16 protein-coding genes are annotated in these 16,504 nt (G+C 36.9%); 9 read left to right on the top strand and 7 right to left on the bottom strand.

Annotation, left to right across the window (positions count from 1 at the left end; all coding sequences use genetic code 11):
• Window positions 1-91 precede the first annotated feature (91 nt).
• The 4 genes from OPU68_RS03770 to OPU68_RS03755 all read left to right on the top strand — a co-directional run bounded on the left by OPU68_RS03770 (window position 92) and on the right by OPU68_RS03755 (window position 3,778).
• Window positions 92-1,048: an SDR family oxidoreductase gene (locus OPU68_RS03770; RefSeq protein WP_498472658.1), complete on the top strand. Its 957-nt coding sequence runs from the start codon at window positions 92-94 to the stop codon at window positions 1,046-1,048.
• Window positions 1,049-1,095: 47 nt separating this feature from the next.
• The gene (locus OPU68_RS03765) at window positions 1,096-1,947 is read left to right on the top strand and encodes a helix-turn-helix domain-containing protein (protein WP_498472657.1); all 852 of its coding nucleotides are present in this window, start codon (window positions 1,096-1,098) and stop codon (window positions 1,945-1,947) included.
• 47 nt (window positions 1,948-1,994) lie between these two features.
• Complete coding sequence (locus tag OPU68_RS03760) at window positions 1,995-2,936, top strand: helix-turn-helix domain-containing protein (RefSeq protein ID WP_498472656.1); 942 nt, start codon at window positions 1,995-1,997, stop codon at window positions 2,934-2,936.
• An 83-nt stretch (window positions 2,937-3,019) separates the two neighbouring features.
• The gene (locus OPU68_RS03755; RefSeq protein WP_498472655.1) at window positions 3,020-3,778 is read left to right on the top strand and encodes an SDR family NAD(P)-dependent oxidoreductase; all 759 of its coding nucleotides are present in this window, start codon (window positions 3,020-3,022) and stop codon (window positions 3,776-3,778) included.
• 71 nt (window positions 3,779-3,849) lie between these two features.
• On the opposite strand, the gene ligD is transcribed toward OPU68_RS03755, so the two are convergent.
• From ligD to ku, 3 genes are all read right to left on the bottom strand, one after another.
• Window positions 3,850-5,712, bottom strand: a complete 1,863-nt coding sequence (ligD, locus tag OPU68_RS03750) for a DNA ligase D (protein WP_498472654.1) — start codon at window positions 5,710-5,712, stop codon at window positions 3,850-3,852.
• A gap of 65 nt (window positions 5,713-5,777) precedes the next feature.
• On the bottom strand, window positions 5,778-6,389 hold the full coding sequence (locus tag OPU68_RS03745) for a DNA polymerase ligase N-terminal domain-containing protein (protein ID WP_498472653.1): 612 nt from the start codon (window positions 6,387-6,389) through the stop codon (window positions 5,778-5,780).
• A 105-nt stretch (window positions 6,390-6,494) separates the two neighbouring features.
• Window positions 6,495-7,274: a non-homologous end joining protein Ku gene (gene ku, locus OPU68_RS03740; protein WP_498472652.1), complete on the bottom strand. Its 780-nt coding sequence runs from the start codon at window positions 7,272-7,274 to the stop codon at window positions 6,495-6,497.
• A gap of 173 nt (window positions 7,275-7,447) precedes the next feature.
• Here ku and OPU68_RS03735 point away from each other — a divergent pair, with 173 nt between their 5' ends.
• From OPU68_RS03735 to pdeM, 5 genes are all read left to right on the top strand, one after another.
• Complete coding sequence (locus OPU68_RS03735; protein ID WP_498472651.1) at window positions 7,448-7,954, top strand: pyridoxamine 5'-phosphate oxidase family protein; 507 nt, start codon at window positions 7,448-7,450, stop codon at window positions 7,952-7,954.
• Window positions 7,955-8,101: 147 nt separating this feature from the next.
• Window positions 8,102-9,124: a ligase-associated DNA damage response exonuclease gene (locus OPU68_RS03730; protein ID WP_498472650.1), complete on the top strand. Its 1,023-nt coding sequence runs from the start codon at window positions 8,102-8,104 to the stop codon at window positions 9,122-9,124.
• A 319-nt stretch (window positions 9,125-9,443) separates the two neighbouring features.
• The gene (locus tag OPU68_RS03725) at window positions 9,444-11,024 is read left to right on the top strand and encodes an ATP-dependent DNA ligase (RefSeq protein WP_498472649.1); all 1,581 of its coding nucleotides are present in this window, start codon (window positions 9,444-9,446) and stop codon (window positions 11,022-11,024) included.
• A 192-nt stretch (window positions 11,025-11,216) separates the two neighbouring features.
• On the top strand, window positions 11,217-13,673 hold the full coding sequence (locus tag OPU68_RS03720; RefSeq protein WP_498472648.1) for a ligase-associated DNA damage response DEXH box helicase: 2,457 nt from the start codon (window positions 11,217-11,219) through the stop codon (window positions 13,671-13,673).
• A gap of 24 nt (window positions 13,674-13,697) precedes the next feature.
• Complete coding sequence (pdeM, locus tag OPU68_RS03715) at window positions 13,698-14,342, top strand: ligase-associated DNA damage response endonuclease PdeM (protein WP_498472647.1); 645 nt, start codon at window positions 13,698-13,700, stop codon at window positions 14,340-14,342.
• Here the strand turns inward: pdeM and OPU68_RS03710 are convergent.
• From OPU68_RS03710 to OPU68_RS03695, 4 genes are all read right to left on the bottom strand, one after another.
• On the bottom strand, window positions 14,339-14,599 hold the full coding sequence (locus OPU68_RS03710) for a SemiSWEET transporter (protein WP_498472646.1): 261 nt from the start codon (window positions 14,597-14,599) through the stop codon (window positions 14,339-14,341). The genes pdeM and OPU68_RS03710 overlap by 4 nt on opposite strands.
• A 1-nt stretch (window position 14,600) precedes the next feature.
• Window positions 14,601-15,584 (bottom strand): catalase family protein, encoded by a 984-nt coding sequence (locus OPU68_RS03705; protein WP_498472645.1) that lies wholly within the window; start codon window positions 15,582-15,584, stop codon window positions 14,601-14,603.
• A gap of 110 nt (window positions 15,585-15,694) precedes the next feature.
• Window positions 15,695-15,889, bottom strand: a complete 195-nt coding sequence (locus OPU68_RS03700) for a cold-shock protein (RefSeq protein WP_028123823.1) — start codon at window positions 15,887-15,889, stop codon at window positions 15,695-15,697.
• Between the two features lie 35 nt (window positions 15,890-15,924).
• Window positions 15,925-16,347, bottom strand: coding sequence for a cold-shock protein (locus OPU68_RS03695; protein WP_498472644.1), 423 nt, complete (start codon window positions 16,345-16,347; stop codon window positions 15,925-15,927).
• Between the last annotated feature and the right edge of the window lie 157 nt (window positions 16,348-16,504).

The raw sequence follows: 16,504 nt of genomic DNA, 5'->3' as shown, positions 1-16,504 counted from the left end.
TTCTGAACTTTTCAACAAACAAAATTTGAACTTCACAACAAAGTAATCTGGATTATTATTGCTGAATTTTGCATTAATAAATTTAGACAAAATGAAAAATAAAACAGTATTAGTAACCGGAGCAACCGGATTCGTAGGCGTTCATACCATTCTTCAGTTATTACAAAAAGGCTATCTGGTAAAAACAACGCTTCGTTCTTTATCAAAAAAAGAAACCGTCATCAATGCTTTGAAAGAAGGTGGGATTTCCGATTTTGAGAATTTAGAATTTTTTGAAGCTAGTCTTACAGAAGATAAGGGTTGGGATGAAGCCTTAAAAGATTGCGACTACGTTTTACACATAGCATCGCCATTTCCCGCACAGGAACCAAAAGATGAAAATGAATTGATCATTCCGGCTCGGGATGGTGCTTTGCGTGTTTTGAAGGCAGCCAAAAAATCTGGTGTAAAACGTGTTGTTCTGACGTCTTCTTTTGCAGCAGTTGGCTACAGCATTAATATTGATGGTCACATTTTCACAGAAAAAGACTGGACGGACACCAACATTCCGCTTCCTGCCTACATCAAATCGAAAACCGTTGCCGAGAAAGCAGCTTGGGATTTTATGGAAAATGAGGGGAAAGGACTGGAACTTTCTGTCATCAATCCTGTCGGGATTTTCGGACCGGCCTTGGGCGGAATAACCTCAGCTTCGTTAGATATTGCCATTGTTGGAATTATAAACGGAACGACCAATCAAAGTGGCAATTTTACAATGGGCGTCGTAGATGTACGTGATGTTGCCGACCTTCATATCAGAGCAATGGAAAGTCCGGAAGCTGCAGGAGAAAGATTTTTAGCAAATTCTGATGGCGTGATGAGTTTCTATGATGTTGCAGAATTAATCAAAAAAGAAAGACCCGAAAAGGCTGCCAACATTGCCAAAATGGATAAAACAGCATCCGAATTTTATAAAGAAATGTCTAATGAAAAGGCAAAAATCATCTTAGGCTGGACACCAAAAAGTCGTGAAGAAGCGATATTATCTAGTGTTGATAGCCTGAAATGATTTCTTGCCACAAATGCACGAATTAAATAACAAAAGAAAAAGTACGGATGAAAATTCTTTCCGTGCTTTTTTCTGAAACAAATCGTAAATTTACTTGTACAAAAATCAAAACTTTGAAGTTCAACAACATCCAATCCTGCCATTTAGGTCCGGAAATATCTCCCGAACAGTTTATTCCGGAGCATTTTTTTATTGTTTTGACAAAAGGTTCTATGGTGGCTTTTGACGGAAATAAAAACTATCAGGTAAACGAAGGAGAATACTACATTGCCCGGAAAAACCATCTGATAAGATACACAAAACATAAAATCAACGGTGCTTTCGAGAAAATTATCATCACTTTTGACGAGGCTTTTTTGAGAAAATTCCTACAAAAAAATAATTATTCTATAAAGCCCTTTTTAAACGATAATTCATTTTTGGAGGTCGAAGAAAATCTGCTGATTAAAAACTTCATACAATCTTTAGCACCTTATTATGCAGATGGAGAAAAGATTGATGACGAATTTTCTGATATTAAAAGGGAAGAATTATTATTGATTTTGCTGAAGAATAATCCTGACCTGGCGAATGTATTTTTCAACTTCGGAGCACCTGAAAAGATTGATTTGGAAGAATTTATGCTCCGTAACTTTCGATTCAATATTCATCTGGAAAGATTTGCTTATTTAACGGGGAGAAGTCTTTCGTCTTTTAAACGTGATTTTCAGAAAATATTCGGAATGAATCCCGGAAAATGGCTGATTCAAAAACGATTGGAAGAAGCCCATTTTCTGCTTCAAAATGAGAAACGAAAACCCAATGATATTTATCTGGATTTAGGATTCGAAGATTTGTCTCACTTCTCTTTCGCTTTCAAGAAAGAATTTGGAATATCGCCAAGCGAAGTTTTGGCTTAAGGATATTATCATTTAAAAAAACTTGTATCTTTGATTTTTACAAACCAATGAGTTCAATAACCATCAAAGAATTTTATCAGGATATTTTGGGTGACACCTGTCCTGACATCAATCAATTTCTCACTGAAAACATTCATAAGGATATTGGTCATTTCAACGTTTTTGATATTTCTGAAATCTACAGAAACTGCACATCGAAGACCGAAATGCCTTACAACAGGAGAACTTACTACAAAATAAGTCTGATAAACGGCAAGAACAAAGTAGAATACGCCGACAAAACCATTGAGATTGAAGATTGCGCCGTTCTGTTTGCTTCTCCGAAAATCCCTTACAACTATACCCATCTTTGTACAGACCAATCTGGACATTTTTGCGTTTTCACCAAAGATTTTTTACCAACTTCTAAGATTGGATTGGAGCTAGATCTTCTTCCACTTTTTTCGCCTCAGAGCGATTTTATTTTTCAGATATCGACAGAACAGTTTCATCAATTCGAAGCGATTTTCCTGAAAATGCACGAAGAAATCAAGTCTGATTATGTTTACAAATATGATTTGCTGAGAAATTATGTAATGGAATTGATTCATTTTGGACAGAAATTAAAACCAATTTTGCCTGTTGAAAATACCAAGACGGCCGCCTCAAGAACCACCACTCTATTCATAGAACTATTAGAAAGACAGTTTCCTATCGAAAACATCAGTCAGCTTCTTCAACTTAAAATGCCTGCCGATTTTGCAGGAATATTAGGCGTTCACGTCAATCACCTCAACAGAGTTCTGAAAGAAACAACAGGAAAAACAACCGGCGAAATCATCGGAAGCCGAATTTTCCAAGAAGCAAAAATTTTGTTGACCCAAACACAATGGAACATCTCGGAAATCGCTTTCACATTAGGTTTCGAAGAAGTAGCACACTTTTCTAACTTCTTCAAGAAATACAGCAAGCAATCACCACAACATTACCGAGAATTACTGATTGTTTGATTTTCACAAATTTTAATTTGATTTATGCAAATAAGCTAATGCGATAATTTTCCAACTTTGTACCATTAATTAAAACAAATAAAATGGCAAGTAAAATAGCATTAGTAACAGGCGCAAGCCGTGGATTGGGAAAAGATTCAGTTTTAGCATTGGCAAAAAAAGGATTTGATATCATCTTGACTTATCAAACCAAAAAAGAAGCTGCGGATGAAGTAGTAAAAGAAATTGAAAACATAGGACAAAAAGCATTTGCATTGCCTTTGGACATTTCTTCAACCGCAGGTTTTGACCAATTCGTAACCGAAGTAAAAGATGTTTTGGAAACTCAATTTGGTTCTTCAAAACTTGATGCATTAGTGAACAACGCAGGAATCGGAATCAATGAAAGTTTTGAAACTACGACCGAAGAAACTTTGGATGCAATGACGAATATTCATTTCAAAGGTCCTTATTTTTTAACTCAAAAATTATTACCATTGCTGAATGACGGAAGCAGCATTGTGAACACTTCTTCAGGATTGGCACGATTCTCATTTGCAGGATATTCCGCTTATGGTGCGATGAAAGCGGCAATCGATTCATTATCAAGATATCAGGCTTTGGAATTGGGAGCTCGTAAAATAAGAGTCAATTCTATTGCTCCGGGTGCGATTGAGACAGATTTTGGAGGCGGTGCAGTTCGTGACAGTGCAGAATATAATCAGTTGGTTTCTTCGCAAACGGCTTTAGGAAGAGTTGGTTTGCCGGATGATATCGGAAGCGTTGTGGCATTCCTTTGTTCAGACGACTCTAAATGGATTAATGCACAAAGAATTGAAGTTGCCGGCGGATTTAGAATTTAACCGAGTAAAAAACAAATTAATAAATCCCATTCAACGATTTGTTGAGTGGGATTTTTTCAATTATTATTGAATTATTTCTCCAATTTCTCTATTACTTTCAACATATCAATTCCCTTTCCCATAACAGGTTTAAAGAGATCACCTTTTTCTTTCAGTCGTTCCAAAGCATTATGAATAGTAAAATCCGTCGGTTTCAAACCAACTTTCACTTCGTCCCATTCTAAAGGCATTGAAACTGTCGCGCCATCTTTCGGACGAAGACTGTAAACACTGGCAAGCGTCTGTCCACGACGGTTTTGAAGATAATCGAGATAGATCTTGTTCTTATCCCGCTTTTGAAGACTTCGTTCTAAAGTTGTCAAATCCGGCAATTTCTGCTGAACCATTTGCATTAATAAATGTCCAAAATCCTTGACCTGGTCGTAATCATATTTCGCACCCATCGGAATGTAAATGTGAATTCCCGAACTTCCCGAAGTCTTTGGAACAGCGTTGATTCCTGCCAAATCCAAAACTTCTTTCACTGCCAGACTCGTTTCTATCACATCTTCAAAAGTGTTTTTGTCCGACGGGTCAAGATCCAATACGAGATAATCCGGAAAATCAGCTTTCGGTAATCGGCTCGTCCAGACATTCAGTTCTATGCAACCTAGATTATTAAGATAAGCCATCGTTTCTTTATCATTGCAAATAATATAATTGATGTATTTATCACTGCTTTCCGAAAAAACTTTTTCTATTTCAATCCAATCCGGTGTTTCTTCCGAAGCATCTTTTTGGTAAAAACTAAGACCTTTGATTCCGTTGGGAAATCGGTTCATAGATTGCGGACGCGCCTTAAGGTGAGGCAGAATATATTTCGAAATACTTTGATAATAATCTATCACATCACCTTTGCTCACGTCGTCATCCGGGAAATAGATTTTATTCTGATTGGTCAGTTTCAGTTCCTGTTTTCCGATTTTTTTTATGATTTCGTTTTTGGCAGTTCTGGTTTTTGGTTCAGCTTTTTTCACAATTTCGTTTTTTGATTTGTTTTCAGCATTGAATTCCACATCTTTCGGTTTCACATCGTCGCGAAGTCGCAGGAAAACGGGATGACGGTAAATAAAATCTTTGGTCACTTCCGTAAATTTGATTTCCGCAACCAATTCCGGTTTTATCCAATTTGCCTTCGCATTGGTCTTCGGCGTGATTTTGAAAACTGATTTTTCGATAATCAAAGGTTTCATTAATTGATGAAGTTCAGAAAGCGCTTTGTCGTTGAAACCTGTACCCGTGTGGCCACAGAAAACCATTTCGCCGTCCAGATATTTCCCGAGAATCAGGGAACCAAATTTATTCCGGGAGCCTTTTGGTTCTGTAAATCCGCAGATAATGGCTTCATCGGTTTGATTAATTTTAATCTTCAGCCATTCAGAACTTCTAATGCCTTCTTTGTAAGTACTGTCGGTTTTTTTCGCAACAATGCCTTCCAAACCAAGGTCATTTGCGACTTGATAAAAATCTTTTCCATCTTTGATAATGTGGTCGTGGAATTGGATTATTTCGTTCTGAACGAGAGCATCTTTCAGTAATTCTTTCCGTTCCAGATAAGTCAGTTCCTCCGTCGAATGTCCATTCAGCCAAAGCAAATCAAACACCTGATAGATCAATGCCAAATCAGGATTGTCGCCGATTCTTTGAAGCCATTGAAAGTTCGGTTTTCCCTTGTCATCGTACGCGACAATTTCGCCATCCAGAATCATTTCGTGTTCCTGAAGCTTCAGTGCATTCGCAACTTTTTTAAATTTCTGTGAAAAATCGAGGCCATTTCTGGAATACAATCCGATAGAATCATTTCTCAAGTCTGCAATTGCCCGATAACCGTCCCATTTAATTTCAAACGCCCATTCAGCATCATCAAAGGCTTTATCAGTCGTTTTGCACAACATCGGCACAATGAATTCCGAAAGTTTTTTCTCGCCGGAAAGTGCTGGAGTATAATTTTTAAAATGCTTTATGCTTTCGGAGGCGGTATTTTTTTTTTATTGTCTTTCCCTTCGAGGTAAGCCGTTACTTTGGAATTTTTTGAAGTGTGCTCTTCCGCGTTGTAATCATCTGAAACCGCAAAATCGTCTTTATGTTTTATGAGCAACCAAGCATTGTCTTCTTGCGGGTTTTTGATTTTAACCAATGCAAACTCGCCTTTCAATTTCTTTCCGTGAAGAATAAATTTCAAAGATTGTTTGTGAAGTTCGGCTCGCATCACAAGGTCATGGGTTTTACCTTTTACTTTTTCTATGGGTTCGTAAGTTCCCTCATCCCAAATTTCCACTTCGCCGGCACCATAATTTCCTTTCGGAATCGAGCCTTCGAAAGTTCTGTATTCATAAGGATGGTCTTCCACCATCATCGCCAATCGTTTGTCAGAAGGATTTAGTGACGGCCCTTTTGGAACAGCCCAACTCTTTAAAACACCTTCCATTTCCAATCTAAAATCGTAATGCAATCTCGACGCTGCGTGCCTTTGAATCACGAATTTCAGTTTTTTTCCGCTCGCTTTTTCCTTTCCACTCGGTTCTGAAGTTTCTTTGAAGTTTCGCTTTTTGTTGTAATCCTCTAGTGCCATTTTGTGTTATAGTATTTTGAGAGTTAGAGTGTTTAAGTGTTTGAGAGTGATAGAGTTTCGACTTGCTTAAAACTTGAATCTTTTGCCTTTTTTCTTGTATCTTTTCTACCCAACTTTTTTCTTTTTGCCTTCTAGACTGGCTTTCAGCATCGCCATCAAATCTGTGGTTTTTCCTTTTGGTTCTTTTTCTTCAACCAGTTTCACTTTCTTGCCTTTTGCTTTTTGCTTGATGATTTTCAGTAAATCTGCGTTGTAAGTGTCTTTATATTTTAAAGGATCAAAAGTGGTTGCCAAAGATTTGATTAATGACTCAGCCATCTTGAGTTCGTCGGGTTTCGGTGCTTTTCCACTTGGGATTTTCAAATCTTCGTAACTTCTCATTTCTTCCGGATAACGCATTCTGTTGACCATCAATATTTTGTCATCATAAGGCCGAATCAGGCATAGGATTTCACGTTCTCTCAAAATGAAAGAACCGATTCCTGCCATTTTTGTTTTCATTAATGATTTTAATAATAATTTATAAGCCGCTTCACCATTTTTCTGAGGTTCGAGGAAATAAGGTGTTTCGAAAAGTGCTGAGTCAATCTCATCTTCTTTGACGAATTGTGCAATGCTTAGGACTTTGGATTTTTCCGGACTTGCCGCTGCGAAATCTTCTTTATCGAGAACAATGTATTTATTTTCAAGCTTGTAGCCTTTGACGATATTTTCCCAAACCACTTCTTTTCCAGATTTCTCATTAACGCGCTTGAACTTGATATTGCTCAAATCCTTGCTGTCCAACATATCCAAATCCAAAGTGCTGGAATCTGTTGCCGAATACAATTTGATGGGAATATTCACAAGTCCAAAGCCAATGGCACCATTCCAGATTGCTCTCATATTTTAGTTTTTATAATTGAAATTAATAATGAATAATTATTACCAACTTTCTAACAATAAATATTCCACCATTAAAATTTTTAAAATTTTATCAACAATTAAAGTTTAATCTTTAGCACACTATTTGTAAATGCATTAATGGAATTATTAAAACAATCAAAAAATAAAATATTATGTCTACAAAAGATCTTACAAACCAAGAAGCAATTGCGAAAATAAAGGAACTGTCGGAAAAAGCCAGAATCTGCATGTTTTGCACGGAACTCGATAGATTGCCGGTAAATTCCCGACCAATGGGATTACAGGAAACCGATGAAAATGGAAATCTTTGGTTCATAAGCAGCGAAACAAGCAACAAGAATTTTGAAATCAAAGAAGATAAACGTGTTCAGCTTTATTTTATGAACAACAGCAATTCCGAATATCTTTCAATTTTTGGTGACGCTTACGTTTATACGGACAAATCTACAATCGAAGACAAATGGTCGCCAATGGCAAATGCCTGGTTTGATGGAAAAGACGATCCAAATGTTTCTATTATCCGTGTTGAGCCAAAAGAAACATATTACTGGGACACAAAAGCTGGCAAACTGGTAAGTTTATTAAGTTTTGCTGCAGCTGCAATAAGTGGTGGAAAAACCGACAACTCAGACGGCGTTGAAGGTAACGCAACCATTTAATCATCTTTAAAATTATATAAATCTCCAACAAATCTTATTCGTTGGAGATTTTTTTTGAGCGAAAATTGAAAGCAGATTGAAAAATTCCTGAAACATTCAATTTGGTTAGGTTTTTGAATATTCAGAGACACACTAATCATCACACTTTTGAAACTCATCACATTCACAAACAAAGGTATTTACTGTCCACAGGGTAAATTTTTCATTGACCCTTGGCGACCTGTTGATTTTGCAGTCATCACTCACGGTCACGCAGATCACGCCCGTTGGGGAATGACAAAATATCTTTGCCATCACTTCACAAAACCCATCTTACATCAAAGAATTTCTCCGGATATCGAATGTCAGACTTTGCAATACGGCGAAGTTTTAGACATTAATGGGGTCAAGCTTTCGATGCATCCGGCTGGTCATATCATTGGTTCGGCGCAAATTCGTTTGGAATATAAAGGCTATGTAAGCGTGGTTTCAGGTGATTATAAAGTACAGGATGATGGGTTGAGTACACCTTTTGAACTGGTAAGGTGTAATGAATTTGTGACAGAAAGTACGTTCGGACTTCCTATTTACAACTGGCTCGAAGTTCCGGATCTTAATAAAAGACTTCAGAATTGGGTTTTGCGGAATCAGGAAAATCAGAAAACTTCCGTATTTATAGGATATTCTTTAGGTAAAGCTCAGCGAATTATGAAAGCCGTTGAAGGAATGGGAAAAATCCACGTTCACTACTCGATTGGCAAATTAAACAAAGCTTTTGAAGAAGTCGGAATTGTGCTTCCCGATTATGAAGTTCCCGATTTCAGAGAAAGCATCAAACACGTTGCAGGCGACATTGTTATTGTTCCGCCCGCTTTGTTGGACAGCAATGTCATCAAGAAAATTCCGGATGCTGCAACAGCAATTTGTTCCGGTTGGATGCAGGTTCGTGGTGCCAGAAGATGGCGAAGTATGGATGCCGGATTTCCGATGAGCGATCACGCCGATTGGAAAGGATTACTGCAAGCCATTAAAGCCACCGAAGCCGAAATCGTTCACGTGACACACGGTCAAACCGAAGTTTTTTCTAAATACTTGAATGAAATCGGAATTAAATCTGATGTTGTGGAAACTTTGTATGGGGACGATGATGAAGAGGTAACTGAAAAAGAAGTTGCAAAAGATAATGATTGATTCTAGAAATAACCTTGTCAAGGTTTTGAACCTTGACAAGGTTGACGGCAAACTTTAAGAACAGATTCAGATTTGAAAAAGCTGGAGTAGTTTTTAACAGCTCCGTAGGAGCGAACTGCTAATAGCAGATTAAAATAATAATTATAAGAGCTCCGTAGGAGCGGCCTGTTAATTTTTAAACATCGAATAGCTCGCAGCCCTATTTGAGTTGATTCCAAAGTTTCTGGAGGGAACAGAAAGCATAAATGAGATGAAGCAAAGACTTTATCGAAATTTACGAACGAAGTTCAAAGCTGCCCAAATTAAACAAAAGATTAGAATGAAAAATTTCGCAGAACTCATCAACGCTCTCGAAAGCACCAATAAAACCAATGCTAAAATCGATGCCATCATCGATTATCTTGAACGTGCGCCTGATGATGATAAATTGTGGTTTATCGCCCTATTTACGGGGAAAAGACCCAAGCGAAATGTCAACACCAACTATATGAAAGAATGGGCGCTGGAGATTATTCAACTGCCTTTCTGGCTGTTTCAAGAAAGCTATTCTTCGGTCGGAGATTTAGGAGAAACGATTTCTTTAATTCTTCCGCCACCCTCCGAAAAAATCGAGAAAACACTGTCTGAATGGATGAATGAAATCATCGGACTGAAAACCAAAACTGAAGCCGAGAAAAAAGAATTTGTCTTAAATTCCTGGAACGGTTTGGACTATACCGAACGATTGATTTTCAACAAATTATTAGGCGGAAGTTTCAGAATTGGGGTTTCCTCAAAGACTTTGATTAATTCTTTAACCAAATTTTCCGGACAGGAAGCGAGCACTTTGATGCACAGTTTGATGGGAAAATGGCAACCCGACGAAGTTTCATTTCACGAACTGATTTCTGCTGAAAATATAAATCCTGATAATTCAAAACCCTACCCTTTTTGTTTGGCTTATCCGCTTGAAAAAGAGTTGGAAGATTTAGGAAAACCTAAAGAATGGCTCATCGAATATAAGTGGGACGGAATCCGTGGACAAATCATCAGAAGGAACGATGAAGTTTTTATCTGGTCTCGTGGTGAAGAACTGGTGACCGAACAATTTCCCGAAATTGCTGAGACTGTAAAAGCGATGAAAGGCAACTTTGTGATTGATGGAGAAATACTTGCGGTAAAAGAAGGTAACGTTTTAAATTTTAATGAATTACAGAAACGTTTGAACCGTAAAACTTTAACTAAGAAAATGCTAACCGAAATTCCGATTGAGGTTTTTGCGTATGATATTTTAGAACTGGAAGGAACGGATTTGAGAGAAAAACCCATCTCTGCCAGAAGAGCAATGTTGGAGGAATTATTATTAAATGAAGCTCCCGAAAACATCAAAATTTCTCAGGCAATTGATTTTGAAGATTGGAGCAAATTAGATTTAATCAGGGAAAACTCAAGGGAGATCAACAGTGAAGGTTTGATGTTGAAACAGAAAAATTCGCATTATCATTCCGGACGAAAAAAAGGCGATTGGTGGAAATGGAAAATCAGTCCGTTGACGATTGATGCAGTTTTGATTTACGCCCAAAAAGGAAGCGGACGACGAAGCGCTTACTACACCGATTACAGTTTTGCCGTGAAAAGTGGCGATAAACTGGTCACTATTGCCAAAGCCTATTCCGGATTGACGGATAAAGAGATTATGGAAGTCAGCAAGTTTGTAAATAAAAATGCAATTGAAAAATTCGGCCCCGTCCGTACCGTAAAAGCGGAATTGGTTTTCGAAATTGCATTTGAGGGAATTGGCTTCAGCAACCGTCACAAAAGCGGTGTGGCATTGCGTTTCCCAAGGATTTTAAGATGGCGGAAAGATAAAACGGTGAATGATATTGATGATATTGAAGAGATTAAGAAATTGATACAATAAGTTTTTTAAACGCAATGGTCGCAAGGTCTATTTTAAAATTATTGAAAACTTTTTTTCGTTCGCAAAGGCGTTTCACTCAGCCACGGTAGTACTATCTTTTGCTGAACGAAGTGCCTTTACGAACGAAAAATATGCACAAGAATGTCAAAAAATCCTTTGCGTTCTTTGCGTTAAATATATAATTAACAGAATTTGAGCAACTACGAAAATACCGAAGGCTTTAAAATCATTCAAAACTGGATGACGGAAAAAGGTAATTCCCCATTTAAATTTCAGGTTGATACCTGGAAAAAATTTGGTAGTGGTTATAGCGGAATGGTCGTGGCACCGACAGGTTTTGGGAAAACGTTTTCGGTATTTTTAGCCTTAATCTCAGATTTTTTGACGAATCCTGACAAGTATAAAAAGGGATTAAAAATGATTTGGATTACGCCACTCCGTTCTTTATCCAAAGATATTGCCAAAGCAATGCAGGAAGCAATTGACGAGATTGGTCTGGATTGGGCAGTTGGTGTTAGAAACGGCGATACCGACCCGAAAGTCCGACAACAGCAGGTCAAAAATATGCCTGAAATTCTGGTCGTAACTCCAGAAAGTCTGCACTTGCTTTTGGCTCAGAAAAATCATCAACGATTTTTTACGAATATGCATTGTGTTGCGGTGGATGAATGGCACGAATTGTTGGGTTCAAAACGTGGTGTGATGGTGGAATTGGGAATTTCACAACTCTTTCATTATGTTCCGAAACTTAAAATTTGGGGAATTACGGCAACTATAGGAAACCTTGATGAAGCGCAGGATGTTTTGATTCCGTATGACATTAAAAAAACAAAAATTACAGCTAAAGAACTCAAGAAAATTGATATTATTTCGGTTTTCCCAGATGAAGTCGAACTTTTGCCTTGGGCAGGACATCTCGGCCAAAAATTGGCAGATAAAGTCGTTCCAATTATTCTGGAATCAAAATCGACCATTGTGTTTACGAACACCCGAAGTCAGAGCGAAATGTGGTATCAGCTTTTGTTGAATGCCTATCCTGATTTTGCCGGACAGATTGCGATTCATCACAGTTCGATTGATGCTCATTTGAGAATCTGGATTGAAGAAAATTTAAGTTCAGGAAAACTGAAAGCGGTCGTTTCCACATCATCTTTGGATTTGGGAATTGACTTTAAACCAGTGGATACCGTAATTCAAATTGGCTCTGCGAAAGGGGTTGCGAGATTTCTGCAGCGTGCCGGACGAAGCGGTCACTCCCCTTTTGAAACTTCGAAAATTTTCTGTGTTCCAACCCATTCATTAGAATTGATTGAAGTTGCCGCTTTAAAAGAAGCCGTAAAACAGAAAGTTATTGAACCTCGTGAACCAGTGGTTTTGTGCTTTGATGTCTTGGTTCAGTTCCTGATGACTTTGGCAGTTGGTGACGGATTTTTACCTAATGAAGTTTACGAAAGAATCAAAAAAGTCTATACGTTTCAGGAAATCAGGGATGAGGAATGGAAAGCGATGATTGATTTTCTCACGATTGGCGGAAGTGCGTTAAAAAGCTACGAAGAATACCATAAAGTTGTCGTGATGGAAGACGGTTTGCACAAAGTAACTTCCCGAAAAATTGCAATGCTCCATCGAATGAATATGGGCGCGATTGTAAGTGATGCTATGCTGAAAGTGAAATTCATTTCCGGTGGTTATATCGGAATGGTGGAGGAATATTTTATTTCGAGACTGAAGAAAGAAGAGAAATTTATCTTGGCGGGTCGGGTTTTGGAAGTGGCGATGATTAAAGATATGACGGTTTTCGTTCGGGCTTCCAAAGGAAAAGCGCAAGCGCCGAGTTACTTGGGTGGACGATTGCCTTTAAGTTCAAATTTGGGTCATTTTTTAAGAGAAAAATTGTCCGGAGCGTTGAATCCGAAAGCTTCTGAGAAGGAACTGAAATTTCTACATCCGCTTTTGGCCAATCAGGAAAAGCGTTCACACATTCCGAAAGATGATGAATTTTTGATTGAACTCATTAAAAACCGAGAAGGTTATCATTTGTTTATGTATCCTTTTGAAGGACGTTTGGTACACGAAGTGATGGCAGCGTTGATTGCCTACCGAATTTCCAAACTGGCTCCAATTTCCTTTTCAATGGCGATGAATGATTACGGTTTTGAACTGTTCAGCGATAAAGAAATTCCGCTGAATGAAGATAATTTAGATAAAATTCTGACGAGAGATAATCTGATGGTTGATGAGATTTCGAGTATTAATTCGGCCGAAATGGCGAGACGTAAATTCAGAGATATTGCGGTAATTTCAGGAATGGTTGTGCAGAATTTCCCCGGACAGCAACGTTCCAATAAAGCTTTGCAAAGTTCAGCCGGATTGATTTTCAAAGTATTAGAAGATTACGATCCGAATCATTTTTTGGTAAGGCAGGCTTATACGGAAGTTTTCAATATGCAATTGCAGGAACAACGTTTGGTTGAAGCTTTTAAACGAATTGAGAAATCGAAGTTTATTTTAAAATATTCCAATAAATTTACGCCTTTGAGTTTCCCGATCAAGGTCGACAGTTTGCGACAGACTCTGACGAGTGAAAATCTCGATGCGAGAATTCAGAAATTAATTAAACAATCCGGAAGAAATATTAAAGATGAATAAAAACTTCCGTCTTCCAACTTTACTATGAAGATAGCGACCAAAGACATAACAATTCAAAATGAAATTTTCACTTTAACCAATCAAAGAGCTTTGTATTGGGAAAAGGAAAAGGCGTTGATTTTTTCAGATTTACACATCGGAAAAACCGCTCATTTTCGTAAAAACGGAATTGCTTTGGCGAATCATATTATGAAAAATGATTTGGAGCGTTTATCCATTTTAATTGAGAACTTCCAGCCTGAGAGATTTATTATCGTTGGTGATTTATTGCACGCGGGAAACAATTCAGATGTCGATGAATTTTGCACTTGGCAAAAACAATATCCTGATATTAAATTCATTTTAGTAGAAGGAAATCACGACAGAATTTCGAAAACTTTAGAAAAGAAATTATGTTTGGATTCACGAAATACTTCCTTAGAAATTGGAGATATCTCATTCGTTCACGATTTTGATCGTTCAAATCCTAAATTTCAGATTACTGGACATATTCATCCTGGTTTTGTTATTAATTCTCCGGTAAAAAGAATAAAACTCCCCTGTTTTGCTCAGACTTCGAAGCAACTGCTGTTGCCTGCTTTCAGTGAGTTTACAGGTTTGGATACGAAAAACATCCCTAAGAAAGGGATGTATTACGTTTTTACGGATTCTGATATTTATGAGATTTAGATTTTCCTTTTGAAGATAAAACAGCAAGTAAGCAAAGTTAAATTGACCAAGACTGAAAATCCGTTTGATAAAATAATTGGTAATTCATCTTTCAAAATTCCGTACCAAACCCAAAGCGAGAGTCCAGAGATCAAGACCAAAAGCATCACGATAGAGATGTCTTCCACGTTTTTTTCTTTGATAACTTTAATCAATTGAGGCATCATTGCTACAGATGTCAGGATACCTGCGATTATTCCTAGTAAATTTTCGTCCATTTTATTTTAAATTAATTTCGGTTCTGGTTTCTAGTGATGTTTTGTAAGCTTTATCTCTTAACTTTTGGATTTTTCCGACAGGCTGTAACTCCTGAATATTATCGAAAGGATTGAAAGAGAGTAATTCGTTTTCGATTTTGTTTTTATCTAATAATTCAGTGATTTGAATATTGCCCATTGGAATAAACTTGGAGTTTTTCCACATTTTATTCAATTGATTGACAGGTTGATCTTTGAAATTATAACAGTACTGAATGCACACATCCAATTCATAAATATGATTTTTAAGATAATTTTCAATAGATAAATCGATTCTGTTATCTTGAGTCTTGTGATTAACTTTAATTGGTGTTAGCTTCACTTTAACCAAATCATCGCCCATTCTATAAACACCAATGGAATGATAATCAAATGATAAAATGAAATGATTCCAATGATTGATAAACTTTAAAACTTGATTTTGAAAAGAAAAATTCAAAGTATTTGGAATGATGCTGACAAAACTTTTGAATATTTTCAGCGAATTCCAAATCTTCTGAAAGAAATTTCCGGCGAAATAATTGTTGATCGAAATGAATAATTTAAGGAATTTCGAAATGTTGACAATCGGAAACAATGGAAAATTCACCATTGGATAATTGGCAATCGTCCTTTCATCATTACAGATTTTAACTGAAAATCCGTAAGCCCGAATGGTTTTCTTCTGACTCATCAATTTCATATGAGCGTGCGAAATCCGAATGATGCAATCCATTTTTTCGGTCGGAAATATGTCTTTCTTTTCGAATTCATTATAGACCTGGAAACTTCCTTTTACAAGAGAATAAGTCGTTGCGTGTGCATCTCTTGTGGCAAACTCAGATTTATTAATTTTTGGCGATTTCTGTACAAACTTCAGAATAGAGTCAGAAGCTTTGTCTAAAAGCTTCAGTTCTTTTTCGGTAAGAGAATCTAATTTTGGATCGTACTTCAGTCTGGAAATCATAGTTTCTGACTAACCAAAATGAAGCCAATGATCTTGGATATTGAATAAAAAAAAATAAGCTCTAAAATAAATTAGAGCTTATCATTTTCAATGGAAAAAACTTTTTATGCTTACGCAAGTTTTACATTAACTGCGTTTAATCCTTTTTGTCCTTTTTGTACTTCAAAAGTTACTTTATCATTCTCACGAATGTTTCTGCTAACTAAACCTGATGAATGTACAAAGATGTCGTCTCCTCCAGCTGATGGAGAAATGAATCCGAAACCTTTTGTTTCGTTGAAAAATTTTACTGTGCCTTCTTGCATTGTAATGGTATTAAAAAATTGTTGTTATAAATTATCTATTTGATAAGTTGAATGTTGATAGCGGAGTAACCTTTTGGTGATCTTTCTTTTTCGAAAGAGACCTTGTTTCCTTTTTTCACCAAGTGCACACAATTGTTGCTATGGAAGAAAACGTTTTCTTTGTTACCATCCTCTGTAATAAAACCGTAACCTTTCTCGCTAAAGAATGTTACAATTCCTGTTTTAACTGCCTCTTCTGCTTCTATAGGAGCTGCACCTAATTGAATATCGTCCAAATTCACTTCCAATCTTTCTTCAGGAGGCGTGGAAGTCAATCTTCCGTAAGAATCCACATACATAAATTCTATTTCCTTTCCTTTGTCATTATTGGTCTTTCGTTCTTCTCGACGAATATTTTTTTCTTTTTGTTTTGCGATTTTTTTCTTAAAATTTTCTTTTTTGGAGAAAGAATCTGCCATAAATTATTCTAGTATTATATTAATATTTTGGTGTGATGATAACTCCTTTCCACGAGAGCTATTTTTGTCATTTAAAAATTGAGGTCAACAATAAATTTCAATTTTTTATATTAAAAATTTTGAAATATTGGTACTGTAAGCGAAAACTGGGGAGAGA

It is taken from the genome of Chryseobacterium sp. TB1-D10 (assembly GCF_059803555.1).
Note: the sequence above shows the minus strand (reverse complement) of the source record. Positions and strands in the feature narration are given on the sequence as shown.

Coding starts and splice junctions, on each gene's coding strand:
- OPU68_RS03745 (WP_498472653.1), bottom strand. CDS start 6,389: ATGGCACTAGAGGATTACAACAAAAAGCGAAACTTCAAAGAAACTTCA.
- OPU68_RS03700 (WP_028123823.1), bottom strand. CDS start 15,889: ATGCAAGAAGGCACAGTAAAATTTTTCAACGAAACAAAAGGTTTCGGA.
- OPU68_RS03695 (WP_498472644.1), bottom strand. CDS start 16,347: ATGGCAGATTCTTTCTCCAAAAAAGAAAATTTTAAGAAAAAAATCGCA.
- OPU68_RS03770 (WP_498472658.1), top strand. CDS start 92: ATGAAAAATAAAACAGTATTAGTAACCGGAGCAACCGGATTCGTAGGC.
- OPU68_RS03710 (WP_498472646.1), bottom strand. CDS start 14,599: ATGGACGAAAATTTACTAGGAATAATCGCAGGTATCCTGACATCTGTA.
- OPU68_RS03765 (WP_498472657.1), top strand. CDS start 1,096: ATGAAAATTCTTTCCGTGCTTTTTTCTGAAACAAATCGTAAATTTACT.
- OPU68_RS03705 (WP_498472645.1), bottom strand. CDS start 15,584: ATGATTTCCAGACTGAAGTACGATCCAAAATTAGATTCTCTTACCGAA.
- OPU68_RS03735 (WP_498472651.1), top strand. CDS start 7,448: ATGTCTACAAAAGATCTTACAAACCAAGAAGCAATTGCGAAAATAAAG.
- ligD (WP_498472654.1), bottom strand. CDS start 5,712: ATGTTGTGCAAAACGACTGATAAAGCCTTTGATGATGCTGAATGGGCG.
- OPU68_RS03725 (WP_498472649.1), top strand. CDS start 9,444: ATGAAAAATTTCGCAGAACTCATCAACGCTCTCGAAAGCACCAATAAA.
- OPU68_RS03755 (WP_498472655.1), top strand. CDS start 3,020: ATGGCAAGTAAAATAGCATTAGTAACAGGCGCAAGCCGTGGATTGGGA.
- pdeM (WP_498472647.1), top strand. CDS start 13,698: ATGAAGATAGCGACCAAAGACATAACAATTCAAAATGAAATTTTCACT.
- ku (WP_498472652.1), bottom strand. CDS start 7,274: ATGAGAGCAATCTGGAATGGTGCCATTGGCTTTGGACTTGTGAATATT.
- OPU68_RS03760 (WP_498472656.1), top strand. CDS start 1,995: ATGAGTTCAATAACCATCAAAGAATTTTATCAGGATATTTTGGGTGAC.